We start from the raw sequence: 19,093 nt of genomic DNA on the forward strand, positions 1-19,093 counted from the left end.
GGAAATCAAAAATAAGGCAAAATCCCCCATAAAACCGCCATTTGAAATTTAAAAATAATTTGCCCTCATATGACTTATTTTATCAACAACATTTACTATTCCTAACCCAGAAAGGTTCTCAATCTTTCCAATTCATTGAGCCTTACAGGTTTTGTTAAATACTCCAGGACCATTCCATTTTCCATGGCCATTTTCCTATCCGATGGACTTAGGGATGAACTGACCATAATTACAGAAACCCTTTTGCATAATCTATGCCTTTTAAGCCGTTCCATCACTTCCCATCCATCCATGATCGGCATCATGATGTCCAAGAAAACAAGGTAGCTATGGTCATTGTCTTGTTGAAGGTCTAACCAGTTTAGGAACTCTGACCCATTGAGAAATTTTTCGAAAACATTTCCCATCTTTAGGTATTCCAACATCTTTTCCAAGAGAAAGGATGAGATTTTGTCGTCATCAACCAAAATGATCCTAAACATCTTTCTCTCCTTTTTGCTCTTCTCGATCAACTATCTGACGTATTATCCTATCCAGTTCATTTGCTGAATCTAATAAAGCCTCAAGTAAAAATTCGGATCGCTGATCATGGCTACCTTCTCTCCTGAGGTGTTCAGCCAGGCCGATGATGCGGGCAAGGGGAGCCCTAAGTTCATGGTTATGGAGAAAGTACATTTCCTTTAGTATATTTTGGTCCTCATGCTGCTTGGTAACATCTATTGCAGTACCATGGATACCGATGCACGCGTCACCCAAATGATCTGGTTTTCCCACCACCTTAAGCCGCCTCAATTTTCCACTCCGGGTCCTTACGGAAACAAAAGTCTTAAGTATCCTCTTGTTTCTAATTGCTTCAAAGAGCTGTGCCATGAATAAAACTTCATCGTCAGCATGGAGATAAAATTGTTTCACGTTTTCAAAATTTGGCAGAAACTCTTTTCCTGTCTCAAACAGCTCATTCATACCAACCGACCATTTGATTGTTCGTTTCTCGATATTGATCCACCAATTTCCAAACCTTACGTCAAACTGCGCCTCGCTCAGGAGTCTCCTGTCTATAATATAGTCAGTTACATCAATTAATGAACGAACAATAACCAATACTTCTCCATCCTGATCAAAAACAGGGAAATGGGTTATTTCGAAGTATTTCACATTTTCAATTGATGTCTTCTTTTCATGGGGATCTAACCAGGTCTTAATTCCCCTGGAAACAAACCGTTTCTCCTTGAGGACTTCATCAAAAAGTGTTTCCCATTCCAATTCGTCTATAAATTCTGAAATAGGGAATACAGAAAAAAAACCTTTTGAAATCACATGCTCACTATTAAGATCGACCAAGTCGAGGTACGCCTCATTGGCGTCAATGATGGTGAATTCAGGTACATTGGGAAGAATGATCACGCAGGGCACTCCCAGCCATTTGAACAAATTCGAATACTCAAAATTCAATATATTGCTTAGTTATGTTAATGGATATATATCTTAAAAAATCATTAGAAAGCATATCTTCTAAAACTAAGGAAAACAATTCCTAAGGAAGTTCCTCCAAGCCTTATTTGTAAATTAATATTGATAAAATCACTAATTGAACGCGACAAAAAAATATTTACAAATAATAATCAACAAAAATTAAACCTCTGTGGTTAAAAAGGCAAAGCAGCCATAAAATCGCAGATATCAAAGGGTTTTTCAATAAATGCATTGGCTCCCGCTAACATGGATGCTTCTTTTCCATTGTGCGATGCCGAAATACCGAGAACAAATACATTGTTTAAAATTTCAGATTTCCGGATTAATCTTATTAATTCAGAACCCGAGACAATTGGCATCTCAATGTCACAAATTAGAACATCAGGACGGATAGTAAGCATTCTCTCCAATGCCCTTGTACTATCCAATTCAGCGATTAACTCAGCTCCTGTCACCGAAAGAACATCCATAATAGCATTAAGGACATGAATATTGTCCTCACAGATAAATATTTTCTTGTTCATATCCGTATGAATAATAAAAAATAAAATGACGCATGGCGATTATTTGTTATCATATATGCACCTAATAATTAATTATAGTCTTTGAAGTATTTATCAATTTTACTTTTCTAAACCATCAATCGCGTAAATTAGTTAAATCGCAAATTAACCATTACCTAATAACTATTGATAATAACAAATTGCTTAAATCAAAATCTGCGTCAAAAATTACTTTTCAAGTAAACAAAATTAAATTGCTTATCAATGTATTTATATTCAATTTTCCAGAATAGTTAATTGATTTTCCGAAATCTGTACGCCCTAAGAGTCTTTTCATGAGCTCGGGAATTCAATTTGAGATTTTTTGTAAGATCCGCAATATAAACTTTTAACCTCTATCAAATCATATAAGCCCCTTAATTACCTTAACTAGAAAATACTTTACTTCTCTAAATACCTAATTGATTTCAAGATAACATTGCAATTTCATTTGAGAATTGTCGACAATTAGACCTAAATTATTTCACCTATTAATAGAAGATGAAAAGTTAGGTGGCATTTTTCATACAAAATTTTGGCCAGAACGGGATGTTAAAGCCAAATAAAATAAGTATTTAGAAAAACAATAAACATATTTCACATAAAAATTATGATATCGTAAAATAAATCTATCAGGCTAGATTTTATAAATGGGGCTGGTCTCCTAGCATCCATTTTCTATATGTAGAAGGTGGATTTCCATATATTTTTTTAAAGTACATGCAGAATCCGTTGGGTGAGATGAAACCCAATTTCTGCGAAATTTCCTTAATAGATAATAATGGATCTTCGAGCATTTTTTTTCCTAGATCCATGATAAATCCATCTATTATTTCTTTAGGAGTACAATTAAGGACTTTTTTCGTAACGGATGACAATGTCCTAACGGTAATGTTAAGAGACTCTGCATAGAAATGAATTCCTTTATGCCTTGTTGAGTGGAGAGAAACGAGTTTTTTAAATTTATCGGCAATATTTACGTACGTCACTGAGACCATATTGACTTCAGTATCGTCCATCCTCCAACTTTTTTGCTTTTCAAATGTATGCTTCAAATGAAGAACGTTGTTTTTTAATAGGTTAGATATAATCAAATACCTGGATTCCTCATCACTTCGCTGATAGGTTTTGATCATATCATTCATAGCCCTTAAGTGTTGGAACTCCTTTTTGGATATTCGGAAATAATGGACATCACTTTCCCTGCCTTTAAAAATCGCTTCTATATGACTGTCTTGGAATAATGCAATATCAAAAAAGAAATACTCGGAAATAGGACAGATACTTTCCCTTTCAAGAATGGGTGGACAAAAGATCCTAGAGTCGAGCACATATTGGGACGGAGCAGTTTCCAAAATTTTTGAAACCTCAAGAATATCATATGTAAGGAAAGTAGCTAGATTATTGTCCTCCATTTCAATCAGGTCTTTTCCATTTACCAGAAAACATAGGTTCTTTTTACTCATAAACAGGCTAAACTTAATTGCTAACAAAAATTTAACCAAAATTGATCTTTAATATAAAAGTCCAGTCAATCCTCCGTATAACATATCACCAAGACATGATAACCTTACCAATAGTTTGAATAGATTTCTAAGTTGAAAAATAGAATGCAGTTAAGATTTTTAATTGATTATGGGGTTTAAAATTTATCCAACATTAAAATTGCACCAGGATATTATCATGGAATTAGAATTTTATTTAGATTTATTATAAGCATTTTTTAAGTAGGACAATATTAAGATATTTTAAAAGAATGAACCTGGACGTATGGCTCAAAAAATTAAATAATCAATAAACCCAAATTGATAATGGTTATTAGTTTTGGAAATCAACTATGACTTGAGCAATTAAATAACGTCAAACATTTGCTGAGATTTAAAGAATCCGACCTAAATTGAAATCATATTAAATGAAATCAGAAATTTATATGTTTAGGCTTGGCTATTTGACTATAGAAGTATAAACTATGGTTATGTTTAGATATAGCTAATTACACTACCAGAGTTCTTTTAAAGAAAATCCAAAACCATTTCATTAAAAATGCTGTTTTCTTTAGAAATAATGATGTATTTGACTCCAATGCCACCTAAAACCCCAAAAATAGGTGGCATTTTTTATAGAACTTGCACATGGTGTTAGTTTTTTTTATTCCTAGTCCCATAAATTAAGATAAATATATAATCGTAGGTTTTGTCTGATTTATGCGATATGGCAGAAATATTAAATTTCAATCCAATGAGAAACTATTAATTTAGTTAAACCAAATTATCAAAAATTATAGAGACATACCTGCAGCGACCTATTTTCCGTCTTGACTAAGTGATATTAAGTTTGCCTGTAACTTTTTAACCTCTGCTTCAAAAGTTTCCGAGCAGTGTGTATTCGAGTCTTTATAGTTCCTTCCGGCAATCCTAGGTGGTCGGCGATTTCATAGTATTTATACCCTTCAAAAAACATCATAAATGGTATGTAGTGTTTTTCTGGAATCGATCTTAAAACCAAATTCAAATCTTCTCTCATAAAATTATCTAAGCATTTGTTATTGCTTTGTTGCTTTAATGTTTCTCCAATAGATTGAACTTTTGACAAGTAATTTTTTTCTAAAACCTTTTTTCGACACCCATTAATAAAAATGTTCTTCATAATAGTATAAACCCACCCTAACAGGTTAGTATTCTTTTCAAAGCTATCCTGGTATTTCAAAACTTTAATCAAGGTTTCCTGGAGTAGATCTTCAGCTTCTTCTTGATCTTTGGTAAATTTGTTCGCATATTGTAATAGGGTGTCTGTATGAATCAACACCTCATTTTTAATAAAATTTTTGTTCATGATAAAAAAGATTATTTAAACCTGATGCAAAACATCCCTTGACAGGGATGGTTTTGATTATTCAACACTAAAATTAAACTGCACGTACAAATTCCAGTCAAAAAAAGTTTTTAAAGGTTGTATTGTAAATACTTTTGCAATCTATGTGCCAAAAGAAAAAACCTGCAGTTCAATCCCTTCTTAAGCTTTGATAATATGAATAACATTATTCATATTATCATTTGTTAACAGAGAATATTGCCAAGGAAGAAAGAGGGTAAAATGAGCAATCTTATTAACTTGATAAACGATTATCCCTTCAATGATAAAAAAAGGTATGAAACAAGTCTGATTTTGATATTGGTCGAAGTTAGGAATTAAGACGATTATTATTAATTGACCACTTAATTTTTTTAATAATTAGGCCGTGGGCAAATTCCACCACCAGGGTAAATAAAAGATCGCTAGAGGATAGAGTCAAAAAACAAGCAGGAAATGGAGTAATCATGGCACTTTCCTAAGCTTCAAATAAATCTCCCTGGACAAAATTTTATCCGATTTTAGAGTACTTACCCTATCAAATTACACCTTACACAAGTATTGAAAATACTTGTATCAACAATTTTTTGTTCAGGAATTCCCGAATTCCAATTATAAACTTCGTTACCCTAAATAAATAGATTTAGTATTTCCCGTTTTTCGATGAATTATTAACAATATTAAGGAAATAGTAGCCATTGGACTACACGGTTAAAATACTATTTAGGCTTGTATAGAGTATTCTCTTATCTTTCTTAAATTAATAAAGCTTGAATTCACTATAAACATAATTTAGTAACTCTTTGAAACTCCATCCCAAATGGTGTGTTTCAAGGTTTCTTCAGCCCAACAATGGTCCAGGTGTTGGGCTTCTTTGTATATTTTTATTAACTTTAATGACTTAATCGTTTATCTGATTAAGCTCTGTTTCGACCCAATGGATAGGAACTCCATTGGGTTTTGTTATTTATTTCCTATATTTAATAACGTTAATTATATTATAATTGTTGGGAAACCAATAGCGTCCCCTGCTGTTGGTTTCTTTATTTGAATAATAATTTATATCTCATATTTTCTTTGATAATATATGATTCTTAAAATGCAAGCATAATGTTATGCTAACTTACAATAGATCTGATTATCTTAATTCATTGAAAACCTTCCATCATTTTTTTTCTGATACCTTTAAATGACATTCATATTTGTAGTTTATTGTAAGTCATGCCCAATGGAACAGGGTGATCCATTGGGTTGAAATTTGTTATATGTCTCCTTGCCATTTCCCCAAGGTTTTTTATCTTTGAAAAAGATAAGGCAGATAATATGCCGATATTCGGTTTGAATTCCCAGTGGAGAGGGAAAACCACTGGGTTTTTTATTTTATGTTGATACCTCTCAAATGTCGAGCTCTTAATCACCTTACCCTCTGCTCTTTATGAACACAATCGTTTTCACCAAGTAGCCTCATGATACTGTCCAATAATTTAAAGCGTATATTATTTCATAATGGAATTAGTAGGCTTAATTTTATGATTAAGCTAGGACTCATCTTAATATGATCATAGTACTTTTCTTATTTCATTTATTTGCCTTATCTTACTTCCATATAAGATTATTCCATAGTCTCATAAGTACCAGAATTGTTTTTATTAACCCAATAGATATATTTCTATTGGGTTTTTGTAATTTATCAACATCTTTTTCATTTAATCCCCCATCAATTGATAAGATTTAACTAGAAACATTTTCAATAGTTAGAAACTTAACAACCCTTCACCTACAATAGGACATTTTGAAAGTATATTTTTTGCATCTAGATAGTGACAAAAACCTCAGATTATCATATTGAAATTTGAAAATAAAAATACTTCTTAATATTAATGGAGTAATGGAAAAGATTGGATTTGAACTTATTTCACATGCCAAAAATTTCATAGGTAAATTTCCCTTGAACAGATTAAATGATCCTTGTACATTCAAAAAGATTTTTTAAACAGGAACTATTACTATTGATACCATATTTAAGTATTTCTTTAAGAATGTTTATATTGACCGCTAGTTAATGGTTGGTAGCTCCTATCGCAGGAAAAATCCAAAAAATATCCCAAAAGCTTATGAGATGCAAGATAATTACCTGATTTTTAAATGATTTTTCGGTTTGATTTAATTAACCCAATTATACACATATTCCTCTTAAATCCTCATATAGTTTAAAACTTAAATTGAAATTGGTGAAATCCTATATGTACACTCAATTTATTAATTTTGACAAAAAAAGTATGATTCCTAATCGATCTGATCAATTCTTAAAATTGTTCAAGCCTTGTTATGTCTATTTCTGTACTGTTTCTTAAAATACACTTCAATTTGGGGATTCAGTTGATTTAAATTATCTTTTTATACAAGTTTAAGGTTTATAAAAAAATGAAAAAACTATAAAAACCAAATAAATCAATAAAAATTCATCTGATTGCTCAATTTTAGAAATATCATGAGACGTTAAGGTTAATACCTCTTTTCCTTCGGGAGTAAAGGATTCGAATTCATCAAACTATTTGCGATATATTGAGAATTTCTCTAGATTAAAACGTGATGATTTATTACAGTCGCCAACAATCTCACTCATATAAAATCAAAAAAGAAATATGTGGAAATCCTTCTCACCATTTACTTTTGGAAAAATATGTAAAAGAAATATCCTATCCCGTTTATGGACCTTATAATTTACAGATCACAAAATAGACTCCTTCTTTATCATAAAATTTCATCGCTCTAAATTCTGTATACCGAGAAATATCATGAATCATTTCCTCAAGAAGAATAGAGTTAACATTTGAGTTAATTTCTACCGGTCTAAATTTAAAATTTCTTTCCTCGTATCTTGTTTTGTAAAAATCATTAAGGAAATCTATTTTTTGTTTCTTTGAACCATTTACAAACATCTCAGTATATTTTGAGGCAATTTTATAAAATAATTATCGATTTTTTCTTCGTTAACAATTACTTAATGTACTGATGTTTAAACATGTAACCTAGATTGTTGATTATCAATATTATTATTTTTCAATTAAATCACTTTAAAAAAATCACGTAAGCTACACTTTATCATCAAGAGATAAAAACTCTAATTTTCTAAAACCTATTTGGATTTCAGATTGTTATATCTATTAAATTAATTTTAAATAAGCAGTACAAAATCACATATTAGCCCAATCAATTTCCCCGGCTAGGTCATAGAGCTGGGGCTTTTTTGTATATTAATTTTAGAGTTTTCGGACATGATCAATTTTTCGTTGACTGCCATAGGTTGTTTAAAAACAATTTTACTGCTTTTTTATTCCTAGAAATAGTCAAATTCCTCAAATCCAAATTTAACCCGAAAATTGGTAAGGATAATATTCTATTATCTTTTTTAGTAGTTTCATTAAAAACCCTTAAAAAAATATCATAACAGAATTCTAGCAAAAGCTGGCAATAAGCATATATTAAATTTTGGATTCTCAATTAACTTTTTTAGCTGTTTTAATTGTAGGAGAATGGAATTTCGAGCGCAAGTTATTAGCTAATAATCTGTAAGGTCAAAATAGTTTTTTTGCCTTATTTTGCCTTCCGACTTAAATTGTATTGAACTGGATGCGAAACATCTCCAACCCTTTTCGAGGACAGTAAATACATGAATACAGATAAACTTACTATTCCCAACAATAACCATAGAAAATCTACAATGAACAAATCCATCTTTCCACTTATGAAATTATCCCAAAACCAACATCCGGTTTTTATTCCATTAACAATGGGTACTAGTATGGCTGCGACAGCCCCTAGAAACAAGGTTTCTCTATTCGTCCGGTTTAAATTCCTGCGAATGATATAGTATAGAGAAATTATTAGCCACGATCGAAAATAAAATGCATATATAAATTCCTGTGTAACAGGAGAGGCTATTTTTATGGCAATAAAAGTAAAAGCCGTGACAGGCAGCATACTCAAACAAATGGACAAAAATACATTAGCGGTCCAAAAATTAAATTTTCTCTTCCTTGGGATCACATTATTTTTATCCCGGGCTACTAACCATATCAATATCCCGGATACTATCACTAAGCACCCCAAGACACCCAATATAAAATAGACAGCTTTTACAGGATATCCTCCAAAATCCCCAAAATGTAAACGATAAATCAAACTACGGACTCGATTGATGTAGTTAACATCTATATATGGAGATTTTTCTTCCAAAACCTTATTATTGAGAACCTGAATAGCCAGAATGCCTGAGCCAGCAAAACTCCGGTTATAATGCGGTTCAACCTCAATTACTAGGTACATGTTTTCATCTCCAAAATTCTTGATGCTTATACGTTTATATTCACTCAGGGGCCATTTTTTCTTGGCTTTTTCCAAATAATCCGACAGCCTAAACTCTTTTTCCAATTTTTTATAGCTGTATTCTAATGGATAAGTATGGATGGTTTCTAAATCCTCATACAATTTATCGGTTTTCTCTTCATATAAAACGTTGGCAAAAGGGGTAATTAATACTGTATTTATGATCAAAACCACCCCAGTAACCGCAAACATGAATTGATAAGGAAATCCAATCACGCCCAAAGCTGTATGCATATCTGTCCAAACTGTTTTCCATTTATTAAACGGACGGAAAACAAAAAAATTTGAGACAACTTTATCCCAATGGAGCAATAATCCAGTGATTAGAGCAAATAGAAATAGGAAAGATGTAATTCCAGCGATTAAATATCCAAAAGGAGCTATTCCCACTCGAATAGGGACCTCATTTAATTGAGCCAAAAAATGTAGGCGGTACAGGAATTCGCCCATATCATAGTTTGCCGAATAGTCACCGGTTTTATTATGTATAAAATCATGATTTAAATACTTACTATCACCATCTCCCCCACGGCCGCGCCTTCCTTTGCCTTTACTAGCTCCTTCCGGTTTCTTCGCTTGTGCAGCTAAGTTTTCCTTATTAATAATTGTATCCTTAGATGCACTAAAATTGACATATCCCTTTGCCCCATTTTGTTGAAGATAAAAGATAATATCTCTACCTTGTAAATTGTAACCATTGGAAACAGAATCTAAAAAATCACTGTATTGCTGAGCTTCAACTTTTTGATTATAAAAACTGATATTGTTTTGCCAGGCTGAAATTTCCTTTTTGAAAAATGAAAATGAACCTGCAAAAAAAATAACATACAAGAGAGCACAGATGATTATTCCTGAAATGGTGTGTGTATTAAAATAGATATTATAGTTTCTAATTTTCATTTTGAGATTTACTTGATTAAAAATGGAAGATAAAATAGTGTTGCTAGCAGAAGATATAGAAACCATATTTTCCAACCATTTTTAGCTAAAAAAGCAATTAAAAGTAACGTGGCCCACAATATGTAACCTGTAATGCCTGCTGTAACAATGACATTCTTCTTCTCAAAGAGATAAGTCAAAAACAAATGAAAGCTAATCATCACTAAGTATCCACCAATAAATCCGGCGGAAATTTTTAGAAACCGTTGGAACGGACTACTTAAATATTTTTTATTTGCTGGCATGGCTTTATTGTGATGATATATAGGTAAAGGTTAGTTCAAGAATAAGGCAAAAAATAATTAGAAGAAGCACATGTTTATACTTAATGTATTGATAAGGAAAAAGCAAGACTACTAAACTGAGTAGTCCCATACAATAAATTATCCAGGCAAAAATACCCGCCCCAATGCCTTGTAGACAAACAATGAATAGTAGACTAAAAATCGTTAGTATTGTGCATATAATTTGAGCTCTCCTCCTATTGGATACTATTTTTTCGAGCCATGCTGTACGCCTAGGAAACTTTACCTTTTTACTCGTATTAAACCAAATAAAAGCGGCAACTAAGATCATTCCTAAAATAATGCTATACATAATTGATAGAGAATAATATTGCCCATCTATAAATTTTAGTCCTTACAGATAGGCAATAAATGGTTGATAATTAGCTTAATTTAAATGTTCTATTGCGGTTAATGTACCACCTTCAATTTTTAGACCTTGTGTTGCTGTTGCTGAATTTACATCCACTTTATATACATAACCTATTCCAGAAGTTAAGTTCACACCGACATAGCCAAATCGGCCAGCTCTATCTGAATAATTATTATCTGTAATTCCCTTAACATCTGTAGTCTTTGGTAATCCGGTAACTGCTTTCCAAGTTTTTGCAGATACATCAAGAACACCAATAATATTTCCTATATTGTATGCACCTTTAGCATCTTTAGTATTTGAAAAAGTAATAAACTTGTTATTCCCAACATATAACCAGTTAGTAATATTTAATCCGCCGGATAGCTCTTCGAAATTGATATAAAATGATTTGTCAAATTCTGTACTTCCTGAATTAATTCTCGTTACTGCCGAAGGTTTTGTACTGTTCATCGTAGCATTTGTTCCCATAGATGTTGCTACAGATGCAGAGAACGCATATATATCTCCATTTTCTACAAGTTCCAAACCATCCGTAAAATACCTTCCAATAAAGCTTGTTCTATCATCTTTAATAATCTTCTCAAGCTTCATGCTTGGATAAGAATAAACTGCTACCCAAGCCTGATTAGGATAATCAGTTCCAAAGGTCGCTGAACAACATCCCTTTACAGAAAAATAAGGAGCGTAGACCTTTGAACCTACTTGCTTAATCCAACTGAAGAAAGCAAGTTCACCATTGTTATTTAACTCCGCTGTATTGATATTCCCTTGGCTGGAAATGTTGAGCGTGTTTGTATTAAACTGATACCAGTTCGTTACTGGATTAGTAATACTTCTTGAAATCTTCATCATCAAGATATCATCATTTACTGGAGCAAATGCTTGTACTGTTTCCGTGACCGAGTTTGCTAGCTTGGTCAGATTACCATCCAGGATATTGTAAACCGTAACAGCTCCAGGATTCCCTTGTCCATAAAGCATACTAAAAAACTTGTTGTTATGCGTAACATAGTATCTATAGGTTCCGTCTTGCTCAACTCCTCTGCCTGCAGTGGATACCTTGCCGGTATCTAAACTACTTGTTGTAAGTAGATAATCTGCAACACCAGTTTCTGCAACAGGTGTCACAGCAACAATAAAATTACCCTTCGCCGCAGGTTCTGTTTTATCCTTTGTACAAGCAATAATGGTACTTAGTGTAAAGGCCGTGAATAATAAATTTTTAATTTTCATGTGGAATTATTTTTTAATTAGATTGTTATTTTTTATTGATAAAGTATCGTAGATTCAGATAGAATGCTCGTCCTGGTTTTTGCATACTAAAATTGTCATATAATCGCTCGTTCGTAATATTTCTTGCTTCAAGCCCTATATTATATCGGCCTTTTTTAAAGCTGTAAACAATATTAAAATCATGACTCAACTGTTGAGGAATCGTATTTTTGGTCTCTCCTCGACTAGGCCAATACAGATAAAAATCATGAATATATTGTAGATTGTATCCGGTTTTAAGCCTATCTCCAGAACCAGAAAAAACTGGCAAATGAACGTTTAGATCTAGGTTCCCAAATAAGTAAGGTATATTAGGCATTTGATCTTTATAAACTGGGCTCACCTCAGTATACCCATTCTCATATTTCTGCATATTCTGCAAATATTGATAGGTCCAGCTTGTAGATGCTGACAACCATTTTTTATGAAAATATTGCAACTCAAAATCTGCACCTAATGTTCGTACTCCTTCACGGTTATCAGCCATGTACTTACTCTGATTCTGATTTAATCGCTGGTAAATAAAATTCTTGGAATTTCTATATAACACCCCGGCAGTGATCCCAAAATGATCGTTCCTATCTATATCAAATTGATACATAATACCAAAGTTGATATTATTGCTGCTCTCAGGTTTTAGATTTGTATTCGCGTCTTGGTTTTCCACGTCCCCAAACAATTCATATGGCGTCGCCATTCTGTTGGTTAACTCATAACTTGCCTTCAATTGTAAGTTGGTATCTAAGAAATAGGATAACGCAGTTCCGTAACCGAACCGACTTGAATTGACAGAACTTGAATTACCATTCTTATTATTTTGAGATAAAAATTTTCCAAAAATATTGGCACTCCAACGTCCCTCTTCATTTATTTGATAGCCAAAACCTAATACATTTTTTTGTGATAGCTTGGCATATTCATATTCATTGTTTTGAGGATTTAATTCATCGGAACCACTTCTATTGAATGTGTTGAATACATTATTGATCGTGAAAACATGCTTATCACCTAAATTATAATTTGCGTTTGCCGTGATAATACCATCCCTATTCTTGTATTTATACATGGTCCTTGAACGCTCTCCTGATGTGGATGGAAGGCCTGCATGTGTGTCCCCAAACCAATCAAATCGCTTTGCAACTGTGTCTATAGTTTGTTCCGTACCCAGGTTTATATTCGCATTCAACATAACATCTAATCCCTTGATAAGGTTATTCTTGCTATATCTCAAACTCGGCATTACAATATTTCCTTTTCGATGCCAGGCTCCAAATACCGACTCCATCCTGGCGCCAGTTTGTATATCTTTATAGTTATGACCAAGGGTAATCCCAAATACCAACCGATCTGCAAATGATTTGTTAACCAAACCAAAATTTGCAATGATAGATTCGTTATGAAATTGATCATGAAATCGCTCTACCTCAGTATCATTTGCGTAGTTGTCTCTCCTGTTATTATGCTTTTTAATGAATACTTTGTAATTGTTGTCAGAATAATTCTGAAAGGCATTTAATTCAAAGGTTAACCCACTCTTATTCGTTACTGCTGTATTGATTGTAGTCCTATGGGTATTGAATGATCCATATGAATAAGAAGCATCAATATAATTTCTGTTAGATTTATTAGTTACTATGTTTATTGCACCTCCAAGTGCATCTGATCCTAACCAAATTGGAACTACACCTTTAAAGACTTCAATATTCTCCGCTAAATTGATTGGAATGGTGTTCATTTGAAAGGTGGATCCCATGTTATCCATTGGCACGCCATCAATAAAGAAGCGAATATGATTTCCTGAAAATCCATTTATTGCTAAATTCAGATTTGACCCTAATCCTCCTTGTTCTCGGACACGTACACCAGGCACTTGATCTAAAGCATCAGAAATATTTATAGTACTGTTATAATACTTTTTAGCATCAATGGATGTCACGTTAAAGGCCATGCGATTGGTAATCTGGGGCTTGGTTAACCCAGTCACTGATACTTCTTCAATTTTTTGGTCTTTTTCAAAAAGTAAAATATCAAGATGATTATTTCCCTCTTTAATCTCAATCTTCCTCTTAAAGATATCATACCCAATCGCCTTAGCTATAATCTCAAAAGAGCTATTTTTGATTTTTTCAATTTTAAAATTGCCGTAACTATCGGTTAGGACCGTATGCCCCGCTAATCGAATAGTAACACCTTCAATGGTTCGATTATGATTATCCCTAACGGTCCCGGTTAGGCTGAAGTTACTCTGTGAGTGGACCATATTGCTTAAGAGCAAAAATAAGAGTAAGATAAGCTCTCTGCGAAATCGATTAAGCACTTGTATATTAAGATTAATATCAGTGATTAACAGCGACGTTAAACCAAATAAATTCATTTGTTAAGTTTTTAGAGATTCGTGCTGTTTGTGTTAGTTAACAAGAATTAATGAAGTGTTTGTGCTCCAATGCTTATCGATGGATTTGCTACACCTGATTTTCTTTGTATTCTCCGTTTCGGCAACCTCGTACTTTCCGGCTTTTAGAGATTTAAAGCAGATCTTTCCTTTGCCATTTTCTTTGAACTTTTTAATCCATCCACTCGGAAATACCACATCTACTTTAGCCTCTAAAAATGGTCCATCTTTGGGTTTAATGTCTTGGAAAACATCCTTTACATAGTGATACTTTGGTTCAATATCTAAAGTCGACGATAGCTCGGTGAGAGTTGCTGACTTTCTCCTTTCTTGAATTATTAAATTTACAGTAGATTCAGAAGCTGATGTTCCAAAGACTTCTTTTGCTGGATGTCCAACCTCAAGGATATAAACAGCTTCTTCCGTTGGAGAAATAGTTGCGCTAAAATAATCTGGATGTTCAGTTGCTTGGATTGCTGTTGTTTGCTGGCTTGGTGAAATTAGATATAATTTAAATTCGTGAACATCTGAATGCCAATTCTCGATTGGGTCAATAAAATTATGAATGAATTCACCGAAATAAACTCTAACATTTTGGGTTTTATTCTTCTCGCCAAAAGGTGTTGTTTCAATCCACAGGGAGTGGGCACTAACCATTTTAAATCCGAAAATGGCAAAAAAAATAATTAATAATTTTATGGTTTTCATGTTTTTATAAGAATTTGTCGTTCTGTAATTTTTAAAAAAAATGCTTTGGCATTCTTTTACGTTTAATTGTTAATTATCTGTTCTCTATTCTTCATTGAGATTATCAATAATCGATCTGAAGAATATGAAAGGACAGCATACGACAAATTATCAAACAGCTATAGATTTGTTTGAATTTTCCTATATTGCATGTCCTTCCATAATTGCATGTTGAAGGTCCCATACGAATGAGTATGGATTCTTAAACTAGTTACCGCTGGTTTAAGAAGGCGTCATACGAAGATTACCGTCTTACGTATGGCGCTCTTTTGTTTAAATAGGAATTGGATCAATCTTATTTTACATTCAAATTACCTAATAAACGAAACAATTGTTTTTATTTAGACCAATTATAAACAGTTGCAAATATAAAGTATTATTTCAGCAAAATTCAAATATTTTTTACGATTTATTAAAATCTAACGAGAGCCGTAATCCGTTAAAACTATAGAATTTTGGGAGTTAGAATAGATGAATAGATATAAGACTAATTAATCCTAAAGCCTTATGGCATAATTTTATTAAAACAATACACATTAGGTTTAAATAAAGAACTATGCGGCAAATTCCATTCAGTTTATCAATAATCTGAAACTTTGACAAGATGAAAGTAGAGGATTGAAATCAAAGATTATTTTAAGTTTTGCATATATTACCTACTTAAGTTGTCCAGTTTTTGTTTAATCTTATCAACTAACGGGAATATAATTAAAATAGATAGGACTTTTTACTAAAGATATTATGTTGTATTTTTTCTATATTTAAATCTTCAAAGCTTTCTGATTATTTCAGTTTAGGTCCAATATCAATCCAGTTATTGGACCTTTATTGTTGTTTTTCTTTAACCTTTAAATATATGTGCATTAATAACCAATTATTTCAATTGAAAAACAAAAGAAGTTAGCCTTTTTAGATTCACCTGAAATATCAAGAATTAATCAAAACATTACAAAAATACCCAATATAAACACTGAAAGTTCCTATTACTCCTTTTACCATCCATGATCATTTATTTTCTTGAATTTTTTCAATCTTAGCTCCACATCAATCATGTAATTACATCTAGTTTTTTACCAACCTTCAGGGGCCAATAGTTATTTTCATATGGAATAAACACGTGACAATATTTTTGCTAATGGTAGTGAAGCACCTTCATTGGGAACTATTAGCTAAGTAATTAGATAAATTTTTATAATTGAGATGGTCTACTTAGGATCTTCAAAAAATCACTATATATTTTAGAATATATATTCTTTGAAAGTTTGAAGTTTATATTTGATAACGAGTCGAATAATGACCCATACCACTATTATTACGAAAATATCTTGTCCAAAAATATGAATGGAGCCATAATCGTTTTAAATTCCGTCAGCAGATTATTTAATAAAATGCATGAGAAGACCGAATACGATGAGAAAAGTTCCTATGAACAAAAGAGTTGCTTTACAATTCCTATATAAAAATCTTTTCATTCCAATAAATGTAATACCTACGTTTTAAAAATCCGAAGATAAATATTCTTTTTTAAACTATGTTAAATATTCACTATAATACATAAAACATAAGTTATTTCACAGAAGTGGAATACTCTCTCCATTTCGCTGCATGGACTCTTGAAACCTATGAACTTCAAATCTTATTAATTCTGGCCACTTTCCTAAACCTTCAATTATTAATTTTTCCCCTTCTAAGGATCCTGCTAACTCCCCTATTTTCAATGCTTGAATCTGTAAAATATCCAAATAATCTTGGTTTGGAGGGGAGTAAACCTTAGAAAGATTTTGACCCTTATTGTAATTTTTCATAACTAATTAATAGTTTTATTAATGGTGATTTCTTTGCAAAATAAATAATTGCGAACTGATTATCAATATTTTTGCAAAAAAAGCAAAAAATATGGGGCAATGGTGAAATTTAACCAACAAACACCTTAGCTCGCTAGTAAGAAAATTCAAATGGTATCTTTATACTTTGATATACAAAAAAATTGAAAATTACACTTGGTAAAAATGTAACACCCTCATATTTTTAGAGTTATTTTATGGAAAATATCCATCAAAAAAGTAAGCCAACAAACTCTTCTTTAAACATTAAGCCACGTAATTATCAGGCATTTTGATGACTAGAATATAGTTCTGTGAATCGGGTTGTAAAAATTTAATTGACCCACCTACGGATAATACTTGGTGCTTAGCTATGAAAAAATCCACGGTCATTACTTCTTTTAATTTTTCTGCCGCAACATTATAATTATATAGATCCATTTCAGATTGGTTATTGGATTTGATATGGAGTTTCAATGTTTTTTCAGATTCGTTAAACAATAGCGATGCCCTATTCTCACTACCCGTTTCCTTTATGCTGCACAAAATGACATATTTAAAAAGAGTTTTCAAATATTTCATTGGGAAAAAAAACATTGTGCGTTGTGATTGTTTAATAATATTGAAACCACTACATTTTATTTGCTTTTCCAATTCATTTACAGAGTCCTTAAAAATAGAATTAACTTCATTCCATTTAAACTTATGATCCAAGGAATCCAAACTTTCCAAAAAATCAATCATCCTACCTAAATGATTTTTGAATTTGTTACCACTCAATAAAATCATGTTTAGGTACTTCCGATCCTGCCTAGACTTAGTGCCAGTTTTTAATTGTTCGGTAATCATTTCAATATTTGCAAGAGGCGACCTTAAATCATGTGCAAGCACTTGGTTTATCGTTTCAAGCTGTTTAATCTTTATTTCCAATTCAAAATTTATTTTTTCAAGGGCCGAATTCTGGAATTTTAATTTCTTCTCAATTTCCTTGAAATCAGAAAGATCCTGGATTTGACAAATAAAATAAGTTACCTGTCCGTCTTGATCTTTTACAGAAGAAAAAGAAATTAAGCACCATAAGTATTTTCCATTTTTAGTACAAACCCTAGTTTCAACAACAGCTTTATGAACAATTCCCAACCTTAAATCCGTAACTGCGACCATTAATTCCTTAATATGGTCTTGATGGATGTAATCAGAAAATCCCTTGTGCCGGAAAGTCTTTTCATCCTCCATCCCTAACATTTCCAAAAGAGCTCGGTTCTGTTCGACAATTCTCATTCTTCCGTCCAACAAGAGCATTCCAATGGAAGAATGCATAAAAGCTTGATTGAACTTCTCTTCTTCCATTTCAACCTCGTATTGAAGTTCGATCTCTTTGGTAATATTAGAAATAACAACCATCACTTTTCCAGGAAAGTTCTCCATAAATCTAGTCTTCAATCTGAACCAACTTCCCTTAAAAGCCTCTACAGGCGATTGATAAATTATTTGGTGACTCTTCTTCGTCCTGATGGTCTTTTCAAGTATATCCACCATAGTTGAGGCAAATTCTTCCGGAAAAAGGTCTTCAATCGGAATGTTCAAAATTCTATCACGGTCAAAAAAAAGTTCCTGTGGTTGAAGAGTCCAAGAATCCAAAATTGTACCGTCACTAGAGACCACAAAAACTATATCATCAAAGCAGGAAATAATTGATTCTAGCTCAAGGATCCTCTCCCTTAATTTATAATTTTCTAGACTATAATTTTCATCTTTCATAATTTTTGGAATTTCCACGGAAAAGCAAAAATATATAAATTTTCAGATTTAATGCCAAATTCGGGCTATTCTAACGAAAGTTTGGTCCTTTCCATAGAAATAAATAAGGGTTAAAGTTTTAGTTCAAAATCCTTCCAGAAAGTATTTCTTTTAAGGAATATTAACCAGAACGAGATTAAAATTTCAGATTGTATTCAATATCAAATCTAATAATCAATTCATTCAGCAGTACCTCAGGGTTCCGA

The 19,093-nt window shown here is 32.3% G+C and carries 11 protein-coding genes; all 11 read right to left on the reverse strand.

Annotated features, from left to right (window positions below; translation table 11 throughout):
• Positions 1-101 precede the first annotated feature (101 nt).
• The gene (locus tag RT138_RS07115) at positions 102-482 is read right to left on the reverse strand and encodes a response regulator (RefSeq protein WP_185211775.1); all 381 of its coding nucleotides are present in this window, start codon (positions 480-482) and stop codon (positions 102-104) included.
• Positions 475-1,413, reverse strand: coding sequence for a histidine kinase dimerization/phospho-acceptor domain-containing protein (locus RT138_RS07120; protein ID WP_185211774.1), 939 nt, complete (start codon positions 1,411-1,413; stop codon positions 475-477). The genes RT138_RS07115 and RT138_RS07120 overlap by 8 nt, the downstream gene beginning before the upstream one ends.
• Before the next feature lie 233 nt (positions 1,414-1,646).
• The gene (locus RT138_RS07125) at positions 1,647-1,997 is read right to left on the reverse strand and encodes a response regulator (protein WP_093095659.1); all 351 of its coding nucleotides are present in this window, start codon (positions 1,995-1,997) and stop codon (positions 1,647-1,649) included.
• Positions 1,998-2,659: 662 nt separating this feature from the next.
• Positions 2,660-3,481: a helix-turn-helix domain-containing protein gene (locus RT138_RS07130; RefSeq protein WP_185211773.1), complete on the reverse strand. Its 822-nt coding sequence runs from the start codon at positions 3,479-3,481 to the stop codon at positions 2,660-2,662.
• An 862-nt stretch (positions 3,482-4,343) separates the two neighbouring features.
• A complete protein-coding gene (locus tag RT138_RS07135; RefSeq protein WP_093095656.1) occupies positions 4,344-4,847 on the reverse strand; it encodes an RNA polymerase sigma factor in 504 nt (167 codons plus the stop codon).
• Positions 4,848-8,462: 3,615 nt separating this feature from the next.
• Positions 8,463-10,154: a PepSY domain-containing protein gene (locus RT138_RS07140; RefSeq protein WP_185211772.1), complete on the reverse strand. Its 1,692-nt coding sequence runs from the start codon at positions 10,152-10,154 to the stop codon at positions 8,463-8,465.
• A 711-nt stretch (positions 10,155-10,865) separates the two neighbouring features.
• Complete coding sequence (locus RT138_RS07145) at positions 10,866-12,086, reverse strand: DUF4374 domain-containing protein (protein WP_185211771.1); 1,221 nt, start codon at positions 12,084-12,086, stop codon at positions 10,866-10,868.
• 25 nt (positions 12,087-12,111) lie between these two features.
• Positions 12,112-14,499 (reverse strand): TonB-dependent receptor domain-containing protein, encoded by a 2,388-nt coding sequence (locus tag RT138_RS07150; protein ID WP_185211770.1) that lies wholly within the window; start codon positions 14,497-14,499, stop codon positions 12,112-12,114.
• Between the two features lie 33 nt (positions 14,500-14,532).
• A complete protein-coding gene (locus RT138_RS07155; RefSeq protein ID WP_312696096.1) occupies positions 14,533-15,225 on the reverse strand; it encodes a hypothetical protein in 693 nt (230 codons plus the stop codon).
• A gap of 1,610 nt (positions 15,226-16,835) precedes the next feature.
• On the reverse strand, positions 16,836-17,069 hold the full coding sequence (locus RT138_RS07160; RefSeq protein ID WP_093095646.1) for a hypothetical protein: 234 nt from the start codon (positions 17,067-17,069) through the stop codon (positions 16,836-16,838).
• A 285-nt stretch (positions 17,070-17,354) separates the two neighbouring features.
• A complete protein-coding gene (locus RT138_RS07165) occupies positions 17,355-18,848 on the reverse strand; it encodes a PAS domain S-box protein (RefSeq protein WP_185211768.1) in 1,494 nt (497 codons plus the stop codon).
• Positions 18,849-19,093 lie beyond the last annotated feature (245 nt).

Source organism: Sphingobacterium sp., assembly GCF_032065005.1.
Taxonomy (GTDB): domain Bacteria; phylum Bacteroidota; class Bacteroidia; order Sphingobacteriales; family Sphingobacteriaceae; genus Sphingobacterium.